The sequence below is a fragment of the Pseudomonas thivervalensis genome (assembly GCF_001269655.1).
GTDB lineage: Bacteria > Pseudomonadota > Gammaproteobacteria > Pseudomonadales > Pseudomonadaceae > Aquipseudomonas > Aquipseudomonas thivervalensis.
This window is the reverse complement of record NZ_LHVE01000009.1, coordinates 293,832-312,173: the sequence shown is the minus strand read 5'-3', so window position 1 is coordinate 312,173 and position 18,342 is coordinate 293,832. Positions and strand designations below refer to the sequence as shown.

The 18,342-nt window shown below is 62.0% G+C and carries 16 protein-coding genes; 13 read left to right on the top strand and 3 right to left on the bottom strand.

Annotated elements, in window-relative coordinates; genetic code table 11:
• Window positions 1-73: 73 nt before the first annotated feature.
• On the top strand, window positions 74-856 hold the full coding sequence (gene kdgR / locus AD659_RS13730) for a DNA-binding transcriptional regulator KdgR (RefSeq protein WP_053122048.1): 783 nt from the start codon (window positions 74-76) through the stop codon (window positions 854-856).
• 216 nt (window positions 857-1,072) lie between these two features.
• Here kdgR and AD659_RS13725 read toward each other — a convergent pair whose 3' ends face one another.
• Window positions 1,073-2,620, bottom strand: a complete 1,548-nt coding sequence (locus AD659_RS13725) for a carbohydrate porin (protein ID WP_053122046.1) — start codon at window positions 2,618-2,620, stop codon at window positions 1,073-1,075.
• A 169-nt stretch (window positions 2,621-2,789) separates the two neighbouring features.
• On the opposite strand from AD659_RS13725, the gene AD659_RS13720 reads away from it, so the two are divergent.
• The 6 genes from AD659_RS13720 (at window position 2,790) to AD659_RS13695 (ending at window position 9,625) form a co-directional block, all read left to right on the top strand.
• Window positions 2,790-4,064, top strand: a complete 1,275-nt coding sequence (locus AD659_RS13720) for an ABC transporter substrate-binding protein (RefSeq protein WP_053122044.1) — start codon at window positions 2,790-2,792, stop codon at window positions 4,062-4,064.
• A gap of 21 nt (window positions 4,065-4,085) precedes the next feature.
• Window positions 4,086-5,048 (top strand): carbohydrate ABC transporter permease, encoded by a 963-nt coding sequence (locus tag AD659_RS13715; RefSeq protein ID WP_053122042.1) that lies wholly within the window; start codon window positions 4,086-4,088, stop codon window positions 5,046-5,048.
• Window positions 5,045-5,887 carry a carbohydrate ABC transporter permease gene (locus AD659_RS13710; RefSeq protein ID WP_053122040.1) on the top strand — a complete coding sequence of 281 codons (843 nt, stop codon included), beginning with the start codon at window positions 5,045-5,047 and terminating at the stop codon, window positions 5,885-5,887. Before AD659_RS13715 ends, AD659_RS13710 begins: the two co-directional genes overlap by 4 nt.
• Before the next feature lie 31 nt (window positions 5,888-5,918).
• Complete coding sequence (locus AD659_RS13705; protein ID WP_053122038.1) at window positions 5,919-7,058, top strand: ABC transporter ATP-binding protein; 1,140 nt, start codon at window positions 5,919-5,921, stop codon at window positions 7,056-7,058.
• Window positions 7,055-8,557, top strand: a complete 1,503-nt coding sequence (locus AD659_RS13700) for a glycoside hydrolase family 32 protein (protein WP_053122036.1) — start codon at window positions 7,055-7,057, stop codon at window positions 8,555-8,557. The genes AD659_RS13705 and AD659_RS13700 overlap by 4 nt, the downstream gene beginning before the upstream one ends.
• Window positions 8,558-8,632: 75 nt before the next feature.
• Window positions 8,633-9,625: a LacI family DNA-binding transcriptional regulator gene (locus AD659_RS13695; RefSeq protein WP_053122035.1), complete on the top strand. Its 993-nt coding sequence runs from the start codon at window positions 8,633-8,635 to the stop codon at window positions 9,623-9,625.
• 227 nt (window positions 9,626-9,852) lie between these two features.
• On the opposite strand, the gene AD659_RS13690 is transcribed toward AD659_RS13695, so the two are convergent.
• A complete protein-coding gene (locus tag AD659_RS13690; protein ID WP_053122034.1) occupies window positions 9,853-10,443 on the bottom strand; it encodes a TetR/AcrR family transcriptional regulator in 591 nt (196 codons plus the stop codon).
• A gap of 168 nt (window positions 10,444-10,611) precedes the next feature.
• Here AD659_RS13690 and AD659_RS13685 point away from each other — a divergent pair, with 168 nt between their 5' ends.
• The 6 genes from AD659_RS13685 (at window position 10,612) to AD659_RS13665 (ending at window position 16,639) form a co-directional block, all read left to right on the top strand.
• Complete coding sequence (locus AD659_RS13685; RefSeq protein ID WP_053122033.1) at window positions 10,612-11,706, top strand: alkene reductase; 1,095 nt, start codon at window positions 10,612-10,614, stop codon at window positions 11,704-11,706.
• 72 nt (window positions 11,707-11,778) lie between these two features.
• Window positions 11,779-12,567 (top strand): SDR family NAD(P)-dependent oxidoreductase, encoded by a 789-nt coding sequence (locus AD659_RS13680; RefSeq protein ID WP_053122032.1) that lies wholly within the window; start codon window positions 11,779-11,781, stop codon window positions 12,565-12,567.
• Window positions 12,568-12,657: 90 nt separating this feature from the next.
• The gene (locus AD659_RS13675) at window positions 12,658-13,674 is read left to right on the top strand and encodes an NADP-dependent oxidoreductase (RefSeq protein WP_053122030.1); all 1,017 of its coding nucleotides are present in this window, start codon (window positions 12,658-12,660) and stop codon (window positions 13,672-13,674) included.
• A complete protein-coding gene (locus AD659_RS29790) occupies window positions 13,667-13,816 on the top strand; it encodes a hypothetical protein (protein WP_156330587.1) in 150 nt (49 codons plus the stop codon). Before AD659_RS13675 ends, AD659_RS29790 begins: the two co-directional genes overlap by 8 nt.
• 107 nt (window positions 13,817-13,923) lie before the next feature.
• Complete coding sequence (locus tag AD659_RS13670; protein ID WP_053122028.1) at window positions 13,924-15,285, top strand: DUF2599 domain-containing protein; 1,362 nt, start codon at window positions 13,924-13,926, stop codon at window positions 15,283-15,285.
• A gap of 118 nt (window positions 15,286-15,403) precedes the next feature.
• Window positions 15,404-16,639: a DUF2599 domain-containing protein gene (locus tag AD659_RS13665; RefSeq protein ID WP_053122026.1), complete on the top strand. Its 1,236-nt coding sequence runs from the start codon at window positions 15,404-15,406 to the stop codon at window positions 16,637-16,639.
• Window positions 16,640-16,692: 53 nt separating this feature from the next.
• Here AD659_RS13665 and AD659_RS13660 read toward each other — a convergent pair whose 3' ends face one another.
• Complete coding sequence (locus tag AD659_RS13660; protein WP_053122024.1) at window positions 16,693-18,303, bottom strand: gamma-glutamyltransferase family protein; 1,611 nt, start codon at window positions 18,301-18,303, stop codon at window positions 16,693-16,695.
• Window positions 18,304-18,342 lie beyond the last annotated feature (39 nt).

Here is an 18,342-nt window from a genome sequence, read left to right as displayed (position 1 = left end):
TCAAGTAAAAATGAAACAGCGTTTTGTTCTGCTAGCGTATATCCTTGGGTTTTACTTTCACGTTGGAGCCTTCATGGACAACAGCGTCATTCCAAACAACGATCTGGTGTCGGCGGTGGGCCGGACCATGGCCGTGCTCGAGGCCTTGGCCGAGCATCCGGAAGAGAGCGGCGTGTCGGAGATCGCCACCAAACTGGACATGTCCAAGGCCACGGTCTATCGCTTCCTGCAGTCGCTCAAGGCCCGTGGGTATGTGGTGCAGGACGCCGAGGATCGCTATCGCCTCAGCGTCCGGCTGTTCGAGTTGGGCGCCCAGGCCCTGCCCCACCTGGACATCGTCCGGGAAGCGGAGCCCGGGATGCGCAGGATCAACGAGCTGACGGGCGAGACCGTGCACCTGGGGATTCTCGACGAAGGCAGCATCGTCTACGTGCACAAGATCGACTCCAAGTACAACCTGCGCATGTACTCGCGGATCGGCCGACGGGCGCCGTTGTACTGCACCGGCATCGGCAAGGTGCTGATGGCCTGGCTCGAAGAAGACGAATTGCTCGCGCACCTGGCACTGGAAAGTTTCGAGCGCCGTACGGCCAATACCCTGACCAGCGTCGAGGCGTATCTGCAGGAATTGGAGACCGTTCGCCAGCAAGGCTATGCCGAGGACCATGAAGAATTCGAAGACAACATGCGTTGCCTGGCCGCACCGATCCGCGACCGTTTTGGCCATGTGATCGGCGGGATGAGCGTTTCATTCCCGTGCTTTCGCTTCCGGGAAGAGTTGAAGCAGGACTATGTCAAGCAACTGATGCAAGCGACCCAACAGATTTCAAGCCAGTTGGGTTGGCATGTGCGGTAGTCGCAAAGTCGATCGACAAACCCGTGGCGAGGGAGCTTGCTCCCGCTCGGCTGCGAAGCAGTCGTGAACCGGCAAGTGCGGTGTGCCTGATGCTCCCCATGCGGCAGGTTTTGGGGCCGCTTCGCGACCCAGCGGGAGCAAGCTCCCTCGCCACAGATCCACCGTTGTTCTTAAGTGAACCGCATACCTGTGGGAGCGAGCTTCAACTGACTGGCCTCAGAACCAGGTTTCCATCTGGATGCCGTACTGCCAGGTGCCGCCGGCGTTGAAGTCACTCTTGCCGAAGGAATCCGTGGTGCTGTACCTGTCCAGGTCCGACGACCAGTTCATGACGCTGGCGAACAGGCGCAGTTCAGGGCGCGTGAGCAGATCGCCCAGGTCAGGCTTGAAGGTCGGGGCAACCGTGAATTTCCAGAAATCACCGTCAACCGCATTGCGTTGCAGGTAGCCCTTGGGGTCGAGCTGCATGGTCTGCCAACTCATCTCGTAAGCCATCTCGAAATTGCTGTTGATTTCGTTGGCCAACCGCACGTTCAGGGTCATCCAACGGTAGTCGTCGCCCTTGACGTAGCGATCCTTGCTTTGCTCGGCCAGCAGGCTCGGGCCGATGCGCCAGTTGGGCGCCAAGGGCGTCTCGCCGTACACCGCCAGACGCAGCGCACGGGCGTCGTCGATCAGTTCGCCGTCCGAGCCGACGTTCTTGACCTCTGCCCCCAACCCCTGGCCATAGAGCAGCGCCGTCTTGAAGAAGCCTTCGCGGCCGAAAAAGGTTTTCTGGTGATTGGCGACCATGCTGTGCAAGCCGGAATCGGCCGGCGTCAGCCCTGCTTCATTGCTGCGAGTGCCGAAGTCGTTTTTCTTCGAGCCAATGGCGTTGAACATCCATTGCCACTGCCCGCCGTCGAAAAACTGATTGGACGTCAGGATGTAGCTTTCCACATCGGCATTGACGCCGCCCTCGCTGAAATCCCCGTAGTTACGACCGATCAACGAGTAGTTCGAGCGCCAGTCCTTGGTCATCTGTATGTCATAGATGCCGCCGCCGGTGCCGGCCAGATAGACCACGTCCGAGTCCAACCAGTGGATGTCGAAATTGTCCCTGTCGAAGCGCTTGCCAGCCCACAGAGTGGAATTTTCGAACATCGAATTGCCCTTGAATGCCGCCAGGTGATCGAGCTCGGTGAACACCTGGCGCACGTTCAGGTTGCTTTCCTCGGCGGTCCAGTCGTTGGAGCTCTCCACGCCATCGGCGATGGACACCGTGAATTTGGAGCGGGTGCCGTTCTGCGCGTACAGCTCTTTCGACAGGTCGATGCGCATGTAGGTGTCGTCCTCGTTACCAAGCCGCCCGACAGCACCGCCGACAGAACCGGCCGGGGTGGTGTATGGACCGCCACGCCCACCGCCCAACCCATCGTTGATCAGCAGCCCGGAACGAGCGTAGCCCTTGAAGCTGAAGCCGTCAGTGAGGTGTGCGCCATTGCCCTGCTTTTCCGTGCTTTGCTGACTGGCTTCGAGTTTTGCCAGGCGAGCATCGACGGTTGGCGTCGCAACGGCGGCGACAACCGGTGGCGTGGCGAGTTTGATTTGCTGCAGTTCCCTGGCGAGTGCCTGGGTTTGTTGTTCGGCGGCGGCAGCGCGTTTTTCCGCTGCGCTGGCCCTGGCCTCGAACGCGGCCATGCGCTCTTCCAGCGTCGCGGCCTGAGAAGTGGTCGCCGAGACGCCGAGCACGCTTGCGAGTAGCCAGCTTGATGCTTTCTGCATGTGGATTTCCCTGTTTTGTTTTTATTGTTCTGTTGCCGCGAACGGCCTTTTTCGCCCTGGTCATGAATTGTCAAACCGAAGGAAAAAAAGGATGCCTCAGCGCAAATACACTGCTACATTTGGCGATGTTAACGTTAACTTTTCTAAAAACAAAAATAAAGAGGGCTTTATGAAACAGCTCAAATCGCTCCTTCCAACGGCGCTGCTCGGCCTTTGCCTCGGGTTTCCAGCCCTGTCGACGGCCGCCAACCTGACGATTTCCTGCGGTGCCGTGGGCGCCGAGTTGCAACTGTGCAAGGAGGCTGTCGAGGCGTGGTCGAAGCAGACCGGCAACAACGTCGAGGTGGTATCCACGCCTAACTCGGCGACCGAGCGGCTGTCGTTCTACCAGCAGATTCTCAGCGCGCAATCCAGCGACATCGACATCATCCAAATCGACATGGTGTGGCCGGGCATGTTGGCCAAGCACCTGCTGGACCTGCGCGAAGTGCTTCCTGCCAACGCCACCCAAGGTTACTTCCAGGCCCAGGTGGACAACGCCACGGTGAACGGACGCCTGGTGACCATGCCGTGGTTCACCGATTCGGGGCTGCTGTATTACCGCAAGGATTTGCTCGAGAAATACAACCAGCCCGTGCCCCAGACCTGGGAAGAAATGACCACGACCGCCAGGGCTGTCCAGCAAGCCGAGCGCGATGCCGGGAACGCCAACGCCTGGGGTTATGTGTTCCAGGGGCGCGCCTACGAAGGCCTGACATGCAATGCACTGGAATGGATCAGCAGCCAACCGCAAGGCGGCCTGGTCAACGCCCAAGGCGATATCGTGGTCAACAGCCAGGCCTCGAGGGCGGCGTTGACCTTGGCTAAAAGCTGGGTCGGCGACATCGCTCCCCGTGGCGTGCTCAATTACACCGAGGAAGAAGGACGCGGCGTCTTCCAGTCCGGCAATGCGCTGTTCATGCGCAACTGGCCTTATGTCTGGGCCCTGGTGCAAAGCCAGGACAGCGCCGTGAAGGACAAGGTCGGCGTCGCTCCCCTGCCCCGTGGCGGCGCGACGGGCACTCACGCGTCCACTCTTGGCGGCTGGGGCCTGGCGGTGTCGCGCTACAGCGCCAACGCCAAGCTCGCCGCGGAACTGGTGAGCTACCTGAGCAGCGCCCAACAACAGAAACACCGCGCCCTGGTGGGCGCCTACAACCCAGTGATCGAGTCGCTCTACCAGGATCCCGAGCTACTCGCGGCCATGCCTTACTACAACCAACTGCACAGCATTCTCAACGATGGGGTCATGCGCCCCGCCTCGATCACCGCCGACCGCTATCCACGGGTCTCCAATGCCTTCTTCGATCAAGTGCACGGCGTGTTGGCGGGCGAGCGGCCGGTGGACCAGGCCCTGGCCGAGCTGGAAAGCGAACTCACACGGATCAAACGCCGGAACTGGTAAGCCACAAGGAAGGAAATCACCATGTCTGTCTCCACCACACTCGCCCCCGACGACGAGTACCTGCTCACCCGGGAAACGCCGGTACAACGCCGTCGCGTTCGCGCCGCCTGGCTGTTCCTGACCCCGATGTTGCTGTGCCTGGCGCTGGTGGCGGCCTGGCCGCTGCTGCGCACATTCTGGTTCAGCCTGACCGACGCCAGCCTGGCCGATACGGGCGATGCCAGCTTTGTCGGCTTGAGCAATTATCTGTTTCACAGCGGTGCCGGCTGGTCAGGCATCCTGGTCGATCCACAGTGGTGGAACGCGGTGCGCAACACCTTGCATTTCACCGTGGTGTCAGTGGGGCTGGAAATCGTCCTGGGGCTGTTGGTGGCGTTACTGCTGAACGTCAAGTTCACTGGACGCGCGTTGGTGCGGGCGTTGATCCTGATCCCCTGGGCGATCCCGACCATTGTCTCGGCGAAAATCTGGTCATGGATGCTCAATGATCAGTTCGGCATCATCAATCACATGATGTTGAGCCTCGGCCTGATCGATGCGCCCTTGGCCTGGACAGCCGATGCAGACCTGTCGATGTGGGCGGTGATCATCGTCGACGTCTGGAAGACCGTGCCGTTTGTCACGCTGCTGATGCTGGCGGCGTTGCAGATGCTGCCCAGCGACTGTTACGAAGCCGCCCGGGTCGATGGCATCCACCCGGTGAAAGTGTTCTGGCGGGTGACATTGCCGCTGCTGATGCCGGCGTTGCTGGTGGCGGCTATCTTCCGGATCCTCGATTCCTTGCGGGTCTTCGATGTCATCTATGTGTTGACCTCGAACTCGTCGAGCACCATGAGCATGTCGGTCTACGCGCGCCAGCACCTGGTGGAGTTCCAGGACGTCGGTTACGGCAGCGCGGCCTCGACCTTGCTGTTCCTGGTCGTCGCGGTGATCGCCATGGCTTATCTGTACCTCGGACGCCGTCAACTGGAGGTCCGCTCATGAGTCCGCGCCTGCTGAAAAAAACCCTGTTGCGCCTCGGGTTCTGGTGCCTGATCGGGATCTTGCTGGTGTATGCGGTCTTCCCGTTCTACTACGCCATCGTGACCTCGCTGAAGCCGTCCAGCGCCTTGTTCCAGGTGAGCTACTGGATCGATAACCCGGACTTCTCCAACTATGCCGCCGTGCTCAACCAGGCCTCGTTCCTGCGGGCCATCGGCAACTCGCTGGTGGTGGCGCTGTGCGTGGTCACGCTGGCGCTGTTCCTCAGCCTGACCGCTGCCTACGCCTTGGGCCGGGTGAAGTTTCGCGGACGCGGCCCGGTATTGATGATGGTCCTCGGTGTTTCGATGTTTCCCCAAGTCGCGGTGCTGTCGGGACTGTTCGAGGTGATCCGCGCCCTGGGCCTGTACAACACCTCTTGGGCGTTGATCCTGAGCTACACGATATTCACCCTGCCCTTCACCGTCTGGGTGCTCACCACCTTCATGGGGCAACTGCCCCATGAGCTGGAAGAGGCCGCGATCATGGACGGTGCGTCACCCTGGGTCACGCTGACCCGCGTGCTGTTGCCGCTGCTCTGGCCGGCACTGGTCACCACCGGCCTTCTGGCCTTCATCGCCGCCTGGAACGAGTTCCTCTTCGCCCTGACCTTCACCCTGACCGATTCGCAACGCACGGTCCCGGTGGCCATTGCGCTGATTTCCGGCGGCAGCCCCCATGAGCTGCCCTGGGGCCTGCTGATGGCGGCGTCGGTGCTGGTCACGGTGCCTTTGGTGATTCTGGTGCTGATCTTCCAGCGCCGCATCGTTTCCGGCCTCACGGCCGGTGCGTTAAAGGGTTGAGGCCCAACACAGACAAGAAAGGAACAGCATCGTGATCAAGTTGAAGCTGGACAACGTGAACAAACAATTGGGCGGCGCGCGCATTCTTCGTGACGTCAGCCTGGAAATCTCGGCCGGCGAATTCGTGGTCTTCGTCGGCCCTTCGGGCTGCGGAAAGTCGACCCTGCTGCGACTGATCGCCGGGCTGGATTCGATCTGTGGCGGCGACCTGCTGATCGACGGCCGCCGGGTCAACGACCTGGAGCCGCGCGAGCGTGGCGTCGGCATGGTGTTCCAGTCCTATGCGCTGTACCCGCACATGAGCGTCTACGACAACATCGGCTTTGGCCTCAAGTTGGCCAAGACCGAGAAGACCAGCCTGCGCGAGCGGGTGCTGAAAACCGCGCAGATCCTGCAATTGGACAAGCTGCTGCAACGCAAGCCAAGGGAACTGTCGGGGGGCCAGCGCCAGCGCGTGGCCATGGGCCGGGCCATGGCGCGGGAGCCGGACATCCTGTTGTTCGACGAGCCGCTGTCCAATCTCGACGCCTCCCTGCGCGTGCAGATGCGCAACGAAATCGCCCGCCTGCATGGGCGACTGGGTTCGACCATGATCTACGTGACCCACGATCAGGTGGAAGCGATGACCCTGGCCGACAAGATTGTCGTGCTCAATGGCGGTCGCATCGAGCAGGTCGGCTCGCCACGAGAACTCTACGAGCGTCCGGCCAGCCGTTTTGTCGCCGGTTTCCTCGGCTCGCCACGGATGAACTTTCTTGCCGCATTCCTGCATGCGCCCGGCGAAACCAGCCAGGTGGAAAGCCTGGTGTTGGGCAGGACCACCCTGCCCGTCGACAGCTCGGACCTGGCCGCGAATACGCAACTGAGCCTGGGGATTCGCCCGGAACATCTCTCCCTCAAGGCGGCACAGGGAACGACCGGACTCGTGGTGAGCGGGGTCGAATACCTGGGGAGTGAAACCTATGTGCACCTCGACACCGGCCAGGACGAACCCATGGTCTGTCGTTGTGAGGTCAACGCCGGATGGCGGATCGGCGATCGGGTCGAGCTGCAACTGGATATCGACAACCTGCACGTGTTCGACGCGCACGGCACGGCGTTGAAGCGCCGCGCCATCGAAAGCCTGCCTGCTGGCGTCGCTCCACACCCGGCATCTGCGGGCGTCCTATGACCTTGTCCTTGAATACCATGAGCCATCCAATACCTGCGTCTCTCGAAATGGCCCAGCAGGCCCTGATCGACAACCTGCCTCGCCTGATCCATGACTATCGACCCGACTATCATCTGGCCCCGCCAACGGGCTGGATGAACGACCCTAACGGGGTGGTGTTCTTTCGTGGCGAGTACCACGTGTTCTACCAACACCACCCCTTCGACGCCAAGTGGGGCCCGATGTACTGGGGCCACGCCAAGAGCGCCGACCTGGTCCATTGGCAGCACCTGCCCATCGCCCTGGCACCGGGCGATGATTTCGACCGCGACGGCTGCTTTTCCGGCAGCGCGGTGGTGTGTGGCGACACCCTGGCGCTGATCTACACCGGGCACACCTGGCTGGCAGACGTGGGTGACGAACGCTTCATTCGCCAGGTCCAGTGCCTGGCCACCAGTGTCGACGGCATCCACTTCGTCAAGCACGGCGCCGTCATCGAGGAAGCGCCGCAAGCGGCGATCATGCACTTTCGCGACCCCAAGGTCTGGCAGGAGGGTGGTTATTGGTACCTGATTGCCGGCGCACGCCTGGGCGACACGCCGCTGCTGCCGCTGTACCGCTCCACCGACCTGCGCGCCTGGGCGTTTCTCGACTACGTGTCCAGCGGCACTGACGGCGATGGCTACATGTGGGAATGCCCGGACCTGTTTCGCCTGGACGGACGCGATGTGCTGCTGTATTCCCCGCAAGGGATGCAGCCTGAAGGCTACGAACGACTCAACAAGTACCAGACCGGTTATCGCGTTGGTCACCTCGACAGCGAATGGCACTTCAGTGGCGGGCCGTTCATCGAACTGGATAACGGTCACGATTTCTACGCCGCGCAAACCTTGGTGGCCGCTGATGGTCGGCGCCTGGTGTGGGCCTGGCTGGACATGTGGGAAAGCCCGATGCCGAGCCAGGCCCATCACTGGTGCGGCATGCTCGGTTTGCCACGGGAGCTTGAGCTGCAGGGCGATCGCCTTGGCGTGTTTCCGGCGCGGGAACTGGTCGCGCTGCGCCAGGCACCGTTGCCAAGCGTCGCGCCGTGGGCCGAGTCGGGCAGCCGCTGGGTGCCGCAGGTGACGGGCGACCGGTTGGAAATCCATGTTCACCTGGATCTGCTCGGTTGCAGCGAAGGCCAACTGGGCATCGCCTTGCGCTGCAGTGTCGATGAGCAGGAACAGACCCTGCTTTACTACGACGCGGCGCTGCAACGCCTGGTGCTCGATCGCAGCCGCTCGGGTGCGCAAGTGAGCGGTCAGCGCAGCGTGTCGATAGAGCAGGCGCAAACACAACTGCGCCTGCGGGTGTTCCTCGATCGCTCGTCCATCGAGGTGTTCGAGGACAGCGGCCGCTTCAGCCTCAGCAGTCGCCTCTATCCCCGGCCCGACAGCCTCGGGGTGAAGCTGTTGGCAAGCGGGACCGGCGGGCGCGTCACCATTGCCAACGCCTGGCCCCTGGGCTCGGGTTGGCTGTGAGGCACGTCATTCGAGTCGCGAGAAGCCCGGGCCCTGTGTCATGATTCTGCGTCAACCTGACGGGCCGCACTTCGCATGACTTCAGTGAAAGACGTAGCACAGCTGGCCGGCGTATCCCTGATGACGGTTTCGCGCGCGCTCAACACGCCGGAAAAACTGAGCCCCGAAACCCTTCAGCGGGTACGTCGCGCCATCGACGAACTGCAATTCGTACCGAGCCTGTCGGCGCGCAGGATGCGCGGCGACAACCTGCAGGCGCGCACCATCGGTGTGTTCGCACTGGATACCGCGACCACACCGTTCGCCGTCGAGTTGCTGCTGTCCATCGAACAGACCGCGCAGCAGGCAGGCTGGAACGTCTTCATCCTCAACCTGTTGAGCAACCCGCCCACCGACCAGAACATCGACCTGATGCTGTCGCACCGCCCCGACGGGTTGATTTTCAGTGCCATGGGCTTGCGCCAGGTGAGCATTCCCGAACGACTCAAGCGCAAACCGCTGGTGCTCGCCAATTGCCTGGCCGATGACAGCCAACTGGTCAGTTATGTACCGGATGATGAAGCCGGGCAGCATCGCGCCATGCATCATGCGTTGAGCCAAGGCTATCGGCGCCCGCTGTGCATCAATTTACCCAGGAAAAGTGTGGCCTGGCGCCTGCGCCAACAAGGCCTGCAACGCGCCTGCCAGGCCTTCGGGCTGGCGCCGGAAGCACTGCTGCAATACGACCTTTCCGATCACGACGCCTACGGAGAAACCGCCACCATTCTCGACCGGCACATCGTCGACGGCCGTCCGCAATTCGACATCCTGGTCTGCGGCAACGACCGCATTGCCTTTTGTGCCTACCAATTGCTGTTGGGCCGCGGTTTGAAAATTCCCGACGATGTCGCGGTGCTGGGCTATGACAACATGATCGGCATCGCCGAGCTGTTCATGCCGCCACTGACCACGGTCCAACTGCCGTACTACGAGATCGGTCGCCAGGCGGCCCGGCACCTGATCGAGACCCTCGAACTGACGGGCGCCCAGCCGGTGGATTGCCCGTTGGTGGTCAGGGCGTCGCTATAAGACCGCCGACAAAACCGTGGCGAGGGAGCTTGCTCCCGCTCGGCTCTGTAGGAGCTGCCGAAGGCTGCGATCTTTTGATCTTTTGATCTTTCGCTCGAGACTCAAGTGTCTGGGGAGAGATCGCAGCCTCGTTGCACTCGTCAGCTCCTACACAGCTCACACAGCGCCTACGACCCAGCGGGAGCAAGCGCCTTCGCCACAGGTGCAGCGTTTTTCTTAAGTGAATATCACTCCGGCTGCTTCGCGGGCGATGGCGGCAACGCTGCGATGATCCGGGCGCGGCACACCTCGAGGATTTCATCGGCCAGGGCGGAATCGTCCGGGCAGGCCCGCGACAACATGATCGCGCCGACGACATGGGCCAACATGTCGAGCATCTTCGCCCTGACCTCTTCCTGCGGCGCCTCTTCCCCGGTCTCGTACTGGCTTTCGAGCGCCGCCAGCGTGTTTTCGATGCCGTTGGCAAAGGTCGCCTTCAGCTCAGGCGATTGACGGGCCGCGTCCCCGGACAGCGCCGCCATGGTGCAACCGCCACCCGGGGCGTCACGGTGATCCCTGGACACGTAAAGATTGACGAACTCAGGCACACCGAGCCCCACACTGTTGGTCAGCGATTGCGCCAGGCTGCTCGCGGCCGCTTCGGCCATCAGGTCGGCCTTGGAGCCGAAATGTTTGTAGAAACCGCCATGGGTGAACCCGGCGGCGGCCATCAGATCCGCCACCCCCACGCCGTCAAAGCCTCGTTCACGAAACAAGACAGAGGCCGTCTCGACGATGTGCTCCCGATTTGCCTGGGCCTGGGCCTTGGTTACCCGCATTTTTCACTCCCTCGTGCTGCTGGAAAATCATGCTCACATCATACATAGATGTCGAGCATAATCAAATTCGTTGACAGTTTAGATTTCGGTCATCATCCTAATGAAAAGCCCCGCTCACGTCGGCAAGCTGCACACAACGTTTATCCAAACCTACGGAAACAAGACACCATGACCGACCAGAACCTGTTCACGCCCTACACGTTGGGCAATCTCACGCTGTCCAACCGAGTGGTCCTGGCACCGCTGACTCGCAACCGTGCGGGGCAAGGTTTTGTACCGAGCGAGTTCGCGGCTACTTACTACAGCCAACGAGCGTCGGCAGGTTTGCTGATTTCCGAGGCCTCGCAGATTTCCCAGCAGGGCCAGGGTTATCAGGATACGCCCGGGATCTACACACCGGCGCAGATCGACGGCTGGCGCAAGGTGACCGATGCAGTCCATGCCAAAGGCGGACGGATTTTCCTGCAGCTGTGGCATGTCGGTCGGGTCTCCCACGTCGATTTGCAAGCGAACGGTGCCGCCCCAGTGGCCCCCTCCGCCCTGCGTCCGGCGACCAAGGTGTTCGTCAATAACCGTTTCGAGGACGTTTCCGAACCGCGAGCGCTGGACATCGACGAGTTGCCGGGGATCGTCAACGATTTTCGCCTGGCGGCGGCGAACGCCATCGCGGCGGGATTTGACGGCGTAGAGATCCACGGCGCGAACGGCTACCTGCTCGACCAGTTCCTCAAGGACGGCGCCAACGTGCGCACCGATGCCTACGGCAGTTCGATTGAAAATCGCGCTCGCCTGCTGCTGGAAGTGACCGCGGCCGTCGTGGAAGAAGTCGGGGCCGAACGCACCGGCCTGCGCATCTCGCCCGTCTCGCCGGCCAATGGCGTGTCCAGCAGCGCACCCCAGGCGCAGTTCGACTACCTGGTCGATCAGCTCAACGCCTTGGACATCGTTTACCTGCACGTGGTCGAAGGCGCGACGGGCGGGCCGCGCGATGTTGCACCCTTCGACTTCGGTTCATTGCGCCAGCGCTTCAAGAACACCTACATCGCCAACAACGGCTACGACCTGAACCTGGCCACCTCGCGACTCGCCGAAGACCAGGCTGACCTTATCGCTTTCGGCCGGCCGTTCATCGGCAACCCGGACCTGGTAGAGCGGCTCAAGACCGGCTCGCCATTGTCGGCCTTCAACCCCGCCACCCTCTATGGCGGCGGCGCGGCGGGCTACATCGACTACCCGACGCTCGCTGAATCCAGCGCGCGGTAACACTGACCAGCCCCAAATGCGCGCCCGAAAAGCAGCGCGTCAATGACATTTCCCTGAAGAAGAGAATTACCCATGGACACTCGCACAACCGTTCTCATCACTGGCGCCTCCACCGGCATCGGCGCTGTCTATGCCCAGCGCTTTGCGCAGCGCGGACACAATCTCGTCCTGGTGGCCCGCGACAGCGCGCGCCTGCAAGCGTTGGCCACCAAGCTGCGCAGCGAACACAGCGTTGCCGTCGACATTCTCCAGGCCGACCTGACCCAGATCAGCGACCTGACCACCGTCGAAGCCCGCCTGCGGGATGACGCCAGCATCGGCATCCTGGTCAATAACGCCGGTGCCGCCCAATCCGGCAGTTTCATCGAGCAGTCGACCGACAGCGTCGCGCACCTCGTGTCGCTCAACACCACCGCGCTGGTCCGGCTGGCCAGCGCCATCGCCCCACGCCTGGTCAAAGCGGGTGACGGTGCGATCATCAACATCGGCTCCGTGGTTGGCCTGGCACCGGAATTCGGCATGTCGGTCTACGGCGCGACCAAGGCGTTCGTGTTGTTTCTGTCCCAGGGCCTCAGCCTGGAACTGTCGCCCAAAGGCGTCTACGTTCAAGCCGTCCTGCCAGCGGCCACCCGCACCGAGATCTGGGAACGCGCGGGCATCGATATCAATACCTTGAATGAAGTCATGGAAGTCGGTGACCTGGTCGATGCCGCGCTGGTCGGTTTCGATCGTCGCGAACCGGTGACCATCCCGCCCTTGCAGGAAGCGGCACGCTGGGACGCCTTGCAGGCGGCGCGCCAAGGCCTGCTCGGGCAAATCAAGCAGTCCCAGGTTGCCGAACGCTATCAAGACCTGGCGTGATCGACGTCTAGCGGGCGCCGGCGCGAGAGAAAGCGCCGGATGCCTCGATGCCTGGCCAGCCTGCTGCGCCCCTTATGAGAACAAAGCACCATGAAGGCATTTTTAATCGACCGCTACGGCAAGCACAGTGGCCGTATCGGCGACGTACCGGCCCCTGAAGTGGCTGACCACGACGTTCTGGTCCGCGTCCACGCCGCCAGCGTCAACCTCTTGGATTCAAAGATCCGCAAAGGCGAATTCAAGCTGATCCTGCCCTACTCGTTTCCCTTGGCATTGGGGCATGACGTGGCCGGGGTCGTGATGCGTGTGGGATCCCGTGTCCAGCATTTCAAGCCGGGCGATGAGGTCTATGCCCGCGCCCCGGATGGGCACATCGGCACCTTCGCCGAGCAGATTGCAGTGAACGAAAATGCCCTGGCCCTGAAACCCTCGAACGCCAGCATGGAAGAAGCCGCAGCCCTGCCGCTGGTCGCCCTGACGGCCTGGCAGGTACTGGTTGAAACCGCCCGACTGAAGAAAGGCCAAAAGCTCTTCATCCAGGCCGGTTCAGGTGGCGTCGGCACCCTTGCCATCCAGCTTGCCAAACACCTCGGCGCCTTCGTTGCGACCACCACCAGCACCCACAATGTGCCTTGGGTCAAAGCGCTGGGGGCGGACGTTGTCATCGATTACAAGCAGCAGGATTTCTCAAGCGTTCTGCAGGACTACGACGTCGTGTTGAACAGCCTGGGCGCCGATGAACTGGAGAAGTCGCTGAAGATCCTCAAGCCCGGCGGCCAGCTCATTTCCATCTCGGGACCACCCACCCCGCAGTTCGCCCAGGCCCAGGGATTTTCCTGGCCATTGCGACTGATCATGGGCCTGTTGAGCAGCGGCATCCGCCGCAAGGCCCGCCGAAAAGGTGTGAGCTACGCCTTCGTGTTCATGCGCGCCAGTGGTCCTCAACTGCGCGAGATCACCACGCTCGTCGAGGCCGGCAACCTCAAGCCGGTGATTGACCGTTCCTTCCCTTTCGACGCGACGGCCGATGCCTTGGGTTATGTCGAACAAAGTCGTTCGAAAGGCAAGGTCGTCATCAAGATCCACCCGGGAGTGGCTGATGAGTGAAAGCGTGTCCGCTCCGGAAAACGACCAAGGTTCAATGACAGAATTGAACCCTGCGGATTTACCCGCCGAGGCGGAAAACAAGGAGGTCCCAGACACCGTTGCTCCCGTGATTGTCTGGCGTCCATTGATGCTTGAACAATGAGCGGCGAGCCTCTGGAAGGCCCATTGCGAAGCAAGTGCTGATTTGACCAGAGGTCATCGGTTGACTACCTTGATGCTCAACTATCTCGTTCGACAAGGAGTGTCGACATGTGCGCAGCCGTTCGCGCGTCTTTTGCCCTGGCTTGGATGCTATCCCTGGCGTTCCATGCGGTGGCTGCCCAGCCGCCGCTTGATCCAGTGGCGACCCTGAACCGCATCAACCACAATTACAACACCCTCAAGGACGCGTGCCAGGAGCCCGACACCGGTGCCGCACGCGGTCACTATTACTGCAGCGGCGTGACCTTGCGCATGGTCAATGACGGGCCTTTCAACCCGTGGGACTACAGCCCCTACGCCATCAAAATCGGCGCGACCTCCTACTCCTGGATCCGCAAGGATCTGAGCACCCGGATACTCATCCACCCGGCCGGTTTCATCCTGCGCACCCCAACCGATGCGGCGTCCTTGGGCCTGCCCGTCAAGGAGCAGGGTTGGACGTGCATCTACGCCTTCGACGGCGGTACCGGGCCTGAGCGCAAATGGTACGGCTGTGGTTTCTTCGACAGTCGCGAGCCACCGCGTGCGGCCCAGGGCACGATGAATAACCGCAACGCTGCCCTGGCCTACGGCACCTGCGCGGAAGCCTCGGTGAGCACCGCTGAGCAATGGACCCGCAAGTACACTGGGCTGATGAAGGGACCGATCCAATACAGCCAGTGCTCCTGGAACGCCGAAAAGCCCAGCGATTGGAACGCCATGATCCGTGTCCACGAGTCCCGGCCGAACACCACCAACCGGGACCCCTTTGCCTACAGTGCCCAGGTCAACGAGTTCATGTTGAAAAATGCCTCGGCGACCCACGATGGCAGCGAAAACATGAAGTACATCGATGCCTTCATCTACAACGTCAACAGCACGCAGAACTTCGCCACCCGCGGTGACCAGGCGCCACCGAAACCGGAGAGCGGCCTCAACAGTGCGCGCAATTTCCAGAAGAAGCTCCAGGCCCAAGGCTACAGCGTGCCGATCCTGCGTCTCGACTTCACCAAGCCTGCGCAGGAGCGCTTCAGCTATGTCGCCGCCGACCAGGCCATTGACCTCACCGCTGCCGGCGGCCCACAGCCGCCCATGAAACCGGCGCCCGTCTACATCGCATCGGCCACCTGGATCGATCGCTACGACCCAGGCAGCAAGAAAAACGAATGGAGCCTCAAGGTCATGCCGACCGCCCAGGGCAAGGCGATCCAGGCCAGCGACCAAGATGCCTTGTACCGCGAACTGGTCGAGTTGCGTGCCGCCGATCAGCAGTGGCGTGACAATGAAAAATCCCCAGGCAGCATGCGCCAGCAGCTGAGCTGCCTGGTGCGCAACTACCCGGCCAAGACCGAATGGAACCTGGAACCGTTTCGCCCCGTAGTCTCACCGCAGGAAGCGGCCAGGGCCGGTTGCAATCCGATCTCGCGCTGAGTCGCCGTAGCCCCTTGTCCAGGGTCCGCGACAGGTTCAATGGACGACGCCGGCACGCATGAAAAAACTCTGCGTTACCTATCCCCGGCTAACGGTTTCAACACAAGGAAGTCACCTCATGAAGACTCCTATGAAAAGGATCACCCCACTCCTTCTCTTCCCGTTGTTCCTGCAAACGACAGCGGCCAATGCCGAGTCGTGCGAAGAGACGCTGAAACGGGTGGAAGGCTTGTACAACAACACCGTCGACAGTTGCCGGCAGGACCCGGCTTCGGACTGTTCGGGGTTGCTGGTCAGGGGCACTCACCGCGCCAATCCGGCGAAAGGCGAGAAATGGGATGTCTGGAACCCAAGCCCTAAAGCGAAAGAGCTGGGCACTTTTGCCGCCTCCTGGATGCGGGTCGATGGCATCAGCTATGAAGACCCGGGCATGAGCACCCAGAACGGCTACCTCATCACGCCCATCGACCAGGTGCGCGAACCGGAGACGCCGGTGCACATCTACTGTGCGTTCCCGAACGATGCCTGGACCGACTTTCGCGATGACCGCGGCTGTGGCAACAACAAAAACACCGCCCAGACCGAGGCGGTCTGCCAGGCCATGGCGCCACCTATCGTCACTGCCAATGCCTGGGTCGCACATTTCACCCGGTTCAATAACGACCGCAAGCAAGACCAGCTGCAATGCGGTTTCAACATGCGCAACCCCATGAGCAGCAAGGAACGGGTCGACGCGTTTCGCAACTTCATGGGCGCCCGAAAAGTCATCAATACCCGGGAGTTTCAGACCCAGACAGAACTGCGCCTGGGTAACCCGAAAGACGATGAGCTGCCAATCCTGGCATTTTTCTACAGCGATCAACGGGGCCTGAACGATGCCCTGGCCAATCAGCGGGACTACAAGGAAAAGACCGGCAAGGATCGCAACATCATCAAGATCGACTTTCCACGGACGCCGGGCAGTAAAGCCACCTTCTCCTGCACCCGAACCACGCCGCCTGCGCCACAATTCTGTGACCGATACATCGAGTCCAGTACCTGGGCACAACGCCCCGATCCGAAGCTGGGGCCCAACACCTGGTCACTCCAGGTCGTGCCCACCGCCTGCGGTCGCGCGATCAAGGATGACCAGACCGACCGGATGTTCGCCGAGTTGTACAACAAGCACAAAGATGACGAGCAATGGCGGCAATACAGCGTCCACGGTGGCTCCCTCCGCCGGCAATTGGTGTGCCATCTGGCGGCAACCTTCGATGGCAAGCCCGTCAGGAACAAGCCGGAGTGGAACCTTGAACCGGCACGTCCCTACGTCGACCAGGCCAAGGCCGTCGCGCAGTATTGCAATCCTTACTGAGGCTTGAGCGGCAACGTGATCGGTCGAGACGCCAGGTATCGGCCGATCACGCATTACCAAACCGCAATGTGCGAATCCGCCCGGGGCTCGGTCCCGCCGCACAGCACCCCACTGATCGGGTCGCGCAGGATGATCTGGCCGCGGCCATAGTCGGTCAGGTCGCTGGCGATCTGAACCTCATGCCCCCGCCGGGCCAGGGCATTGGCCAGGTCCCGTGAGGCGCCGTGCTCGATCCCGACCTTCATGTCGCCCAGCCATTGCCAGCGCGGTGCGTCCAGGGCCGCTTGCGGGTTCAGGCCGAAATCCACCAGGTTCATGACCATCTGCACATGCCCCTGGGGCTGCATGTAGCCGCCCATCACGCCGAAGGGGCCGAGGGCCTCGCCATCGCGGGTAAGGAACCCGGGAATGATGGTGTGGAAGGTTTTCTTGCCCGGGGCCAGGCAGTTGGCGTGGCTCGGATCGAGGCTGAATTCCTGCCCACGGTTCTGCAGGGCGATGCCGCTGTCGGGCAGCACCACGCCGGAACCGAACCCGTGGTAGTTGCTCTGGATGAACGAGACCATGTTGCCCTCACCATCCGCGGCCGCCAGGTATACCGTGCCGCTGGCGTGGGGGTCCCCGGGCTTGGGCGGTTGGGCCTGTTCGCCGATCTGTCCGCGCCGACGGGCGCTGTAGTCATCGCTGAGCAGATCGGCCACCGCCATGCGCATGTGCAGGGGGTCGGTGATGTAGTGCAGACCGTCGCTGTAGGCCAACTTCATCGCTTCCAATTGGCGATGCCAAGTCTGTTGGCTGTCGCGCTGATCGAAGTCGAAGCCTTCCAGAATCTTCAGGGCCATCAAGGCCACCAGGCCCTGCCCGCTCGGCGGGATTTCCCAGACATCCACGCCTCGGTAGTTGACGTGGATGGGGTCGACCCACTGGGCGCGATAATCCCGGAGGTCCGAGGCGCGCAGGTAGCCGCCGCTGGCCCGGGAGTGAGCGTCCAGGCGCTCGGCCAACGCACCGCGATAGAGGCTTTCGCAACCGGTGTCGGCCAGTTCCTGGAGCGTGCGCGCCTGGGCCGGGTTGCGAAAGAGCTCCCCGGCCCGTGGCGCCCGGCCGTCGATCAGGAACGTCTCGAACCAGGCGTCCATGACGGCATTGCGATGGGGCGTGAACTCGTTCACGGCGATCTGCCATTGATGGGCAACCACCGGTGACAGCGCAAAGCCGTCCCGGGCCAGGCTGATGGCCGGTTGCAGCAGCTCGGCGAAGGGCAGCTTGCCAAAACGTCGGGACAGCTCGGCCCAGGCCGATGGACAGCCTGGGACCGTCACCGGTGTCCAGCCATAGACGGGCATTTTTTCATGGCCGGCAGCCTTGACCGCCTCGATGCTCAAGGCCGCCGGCGCATGACCGTTGCCGTTGAGGCCGTACAACTGGCCCTTGCACCAGACCAGCGCGAAGGCGTCACCGCCGATGCCGCAGCCCGTGGGCTCCACCACCGTCAGCGCGGCCGCCGTGGCGATGGCGGCGTCGATGGCATTGCCGCCTTTTTGCATGATCTCGATGCCCGCCTGGGCCGCCAGGGGCTGGGACGCGGCGACCATGCCCCGACGGGCGAAGACGCTCTGGCGTTGTGACGGATAAGGGTATTCGTGGGCAGAAAATTTAAGCATGGCAAAAACTCTTCAATACAGAAATTCGGTGGCCGGGAA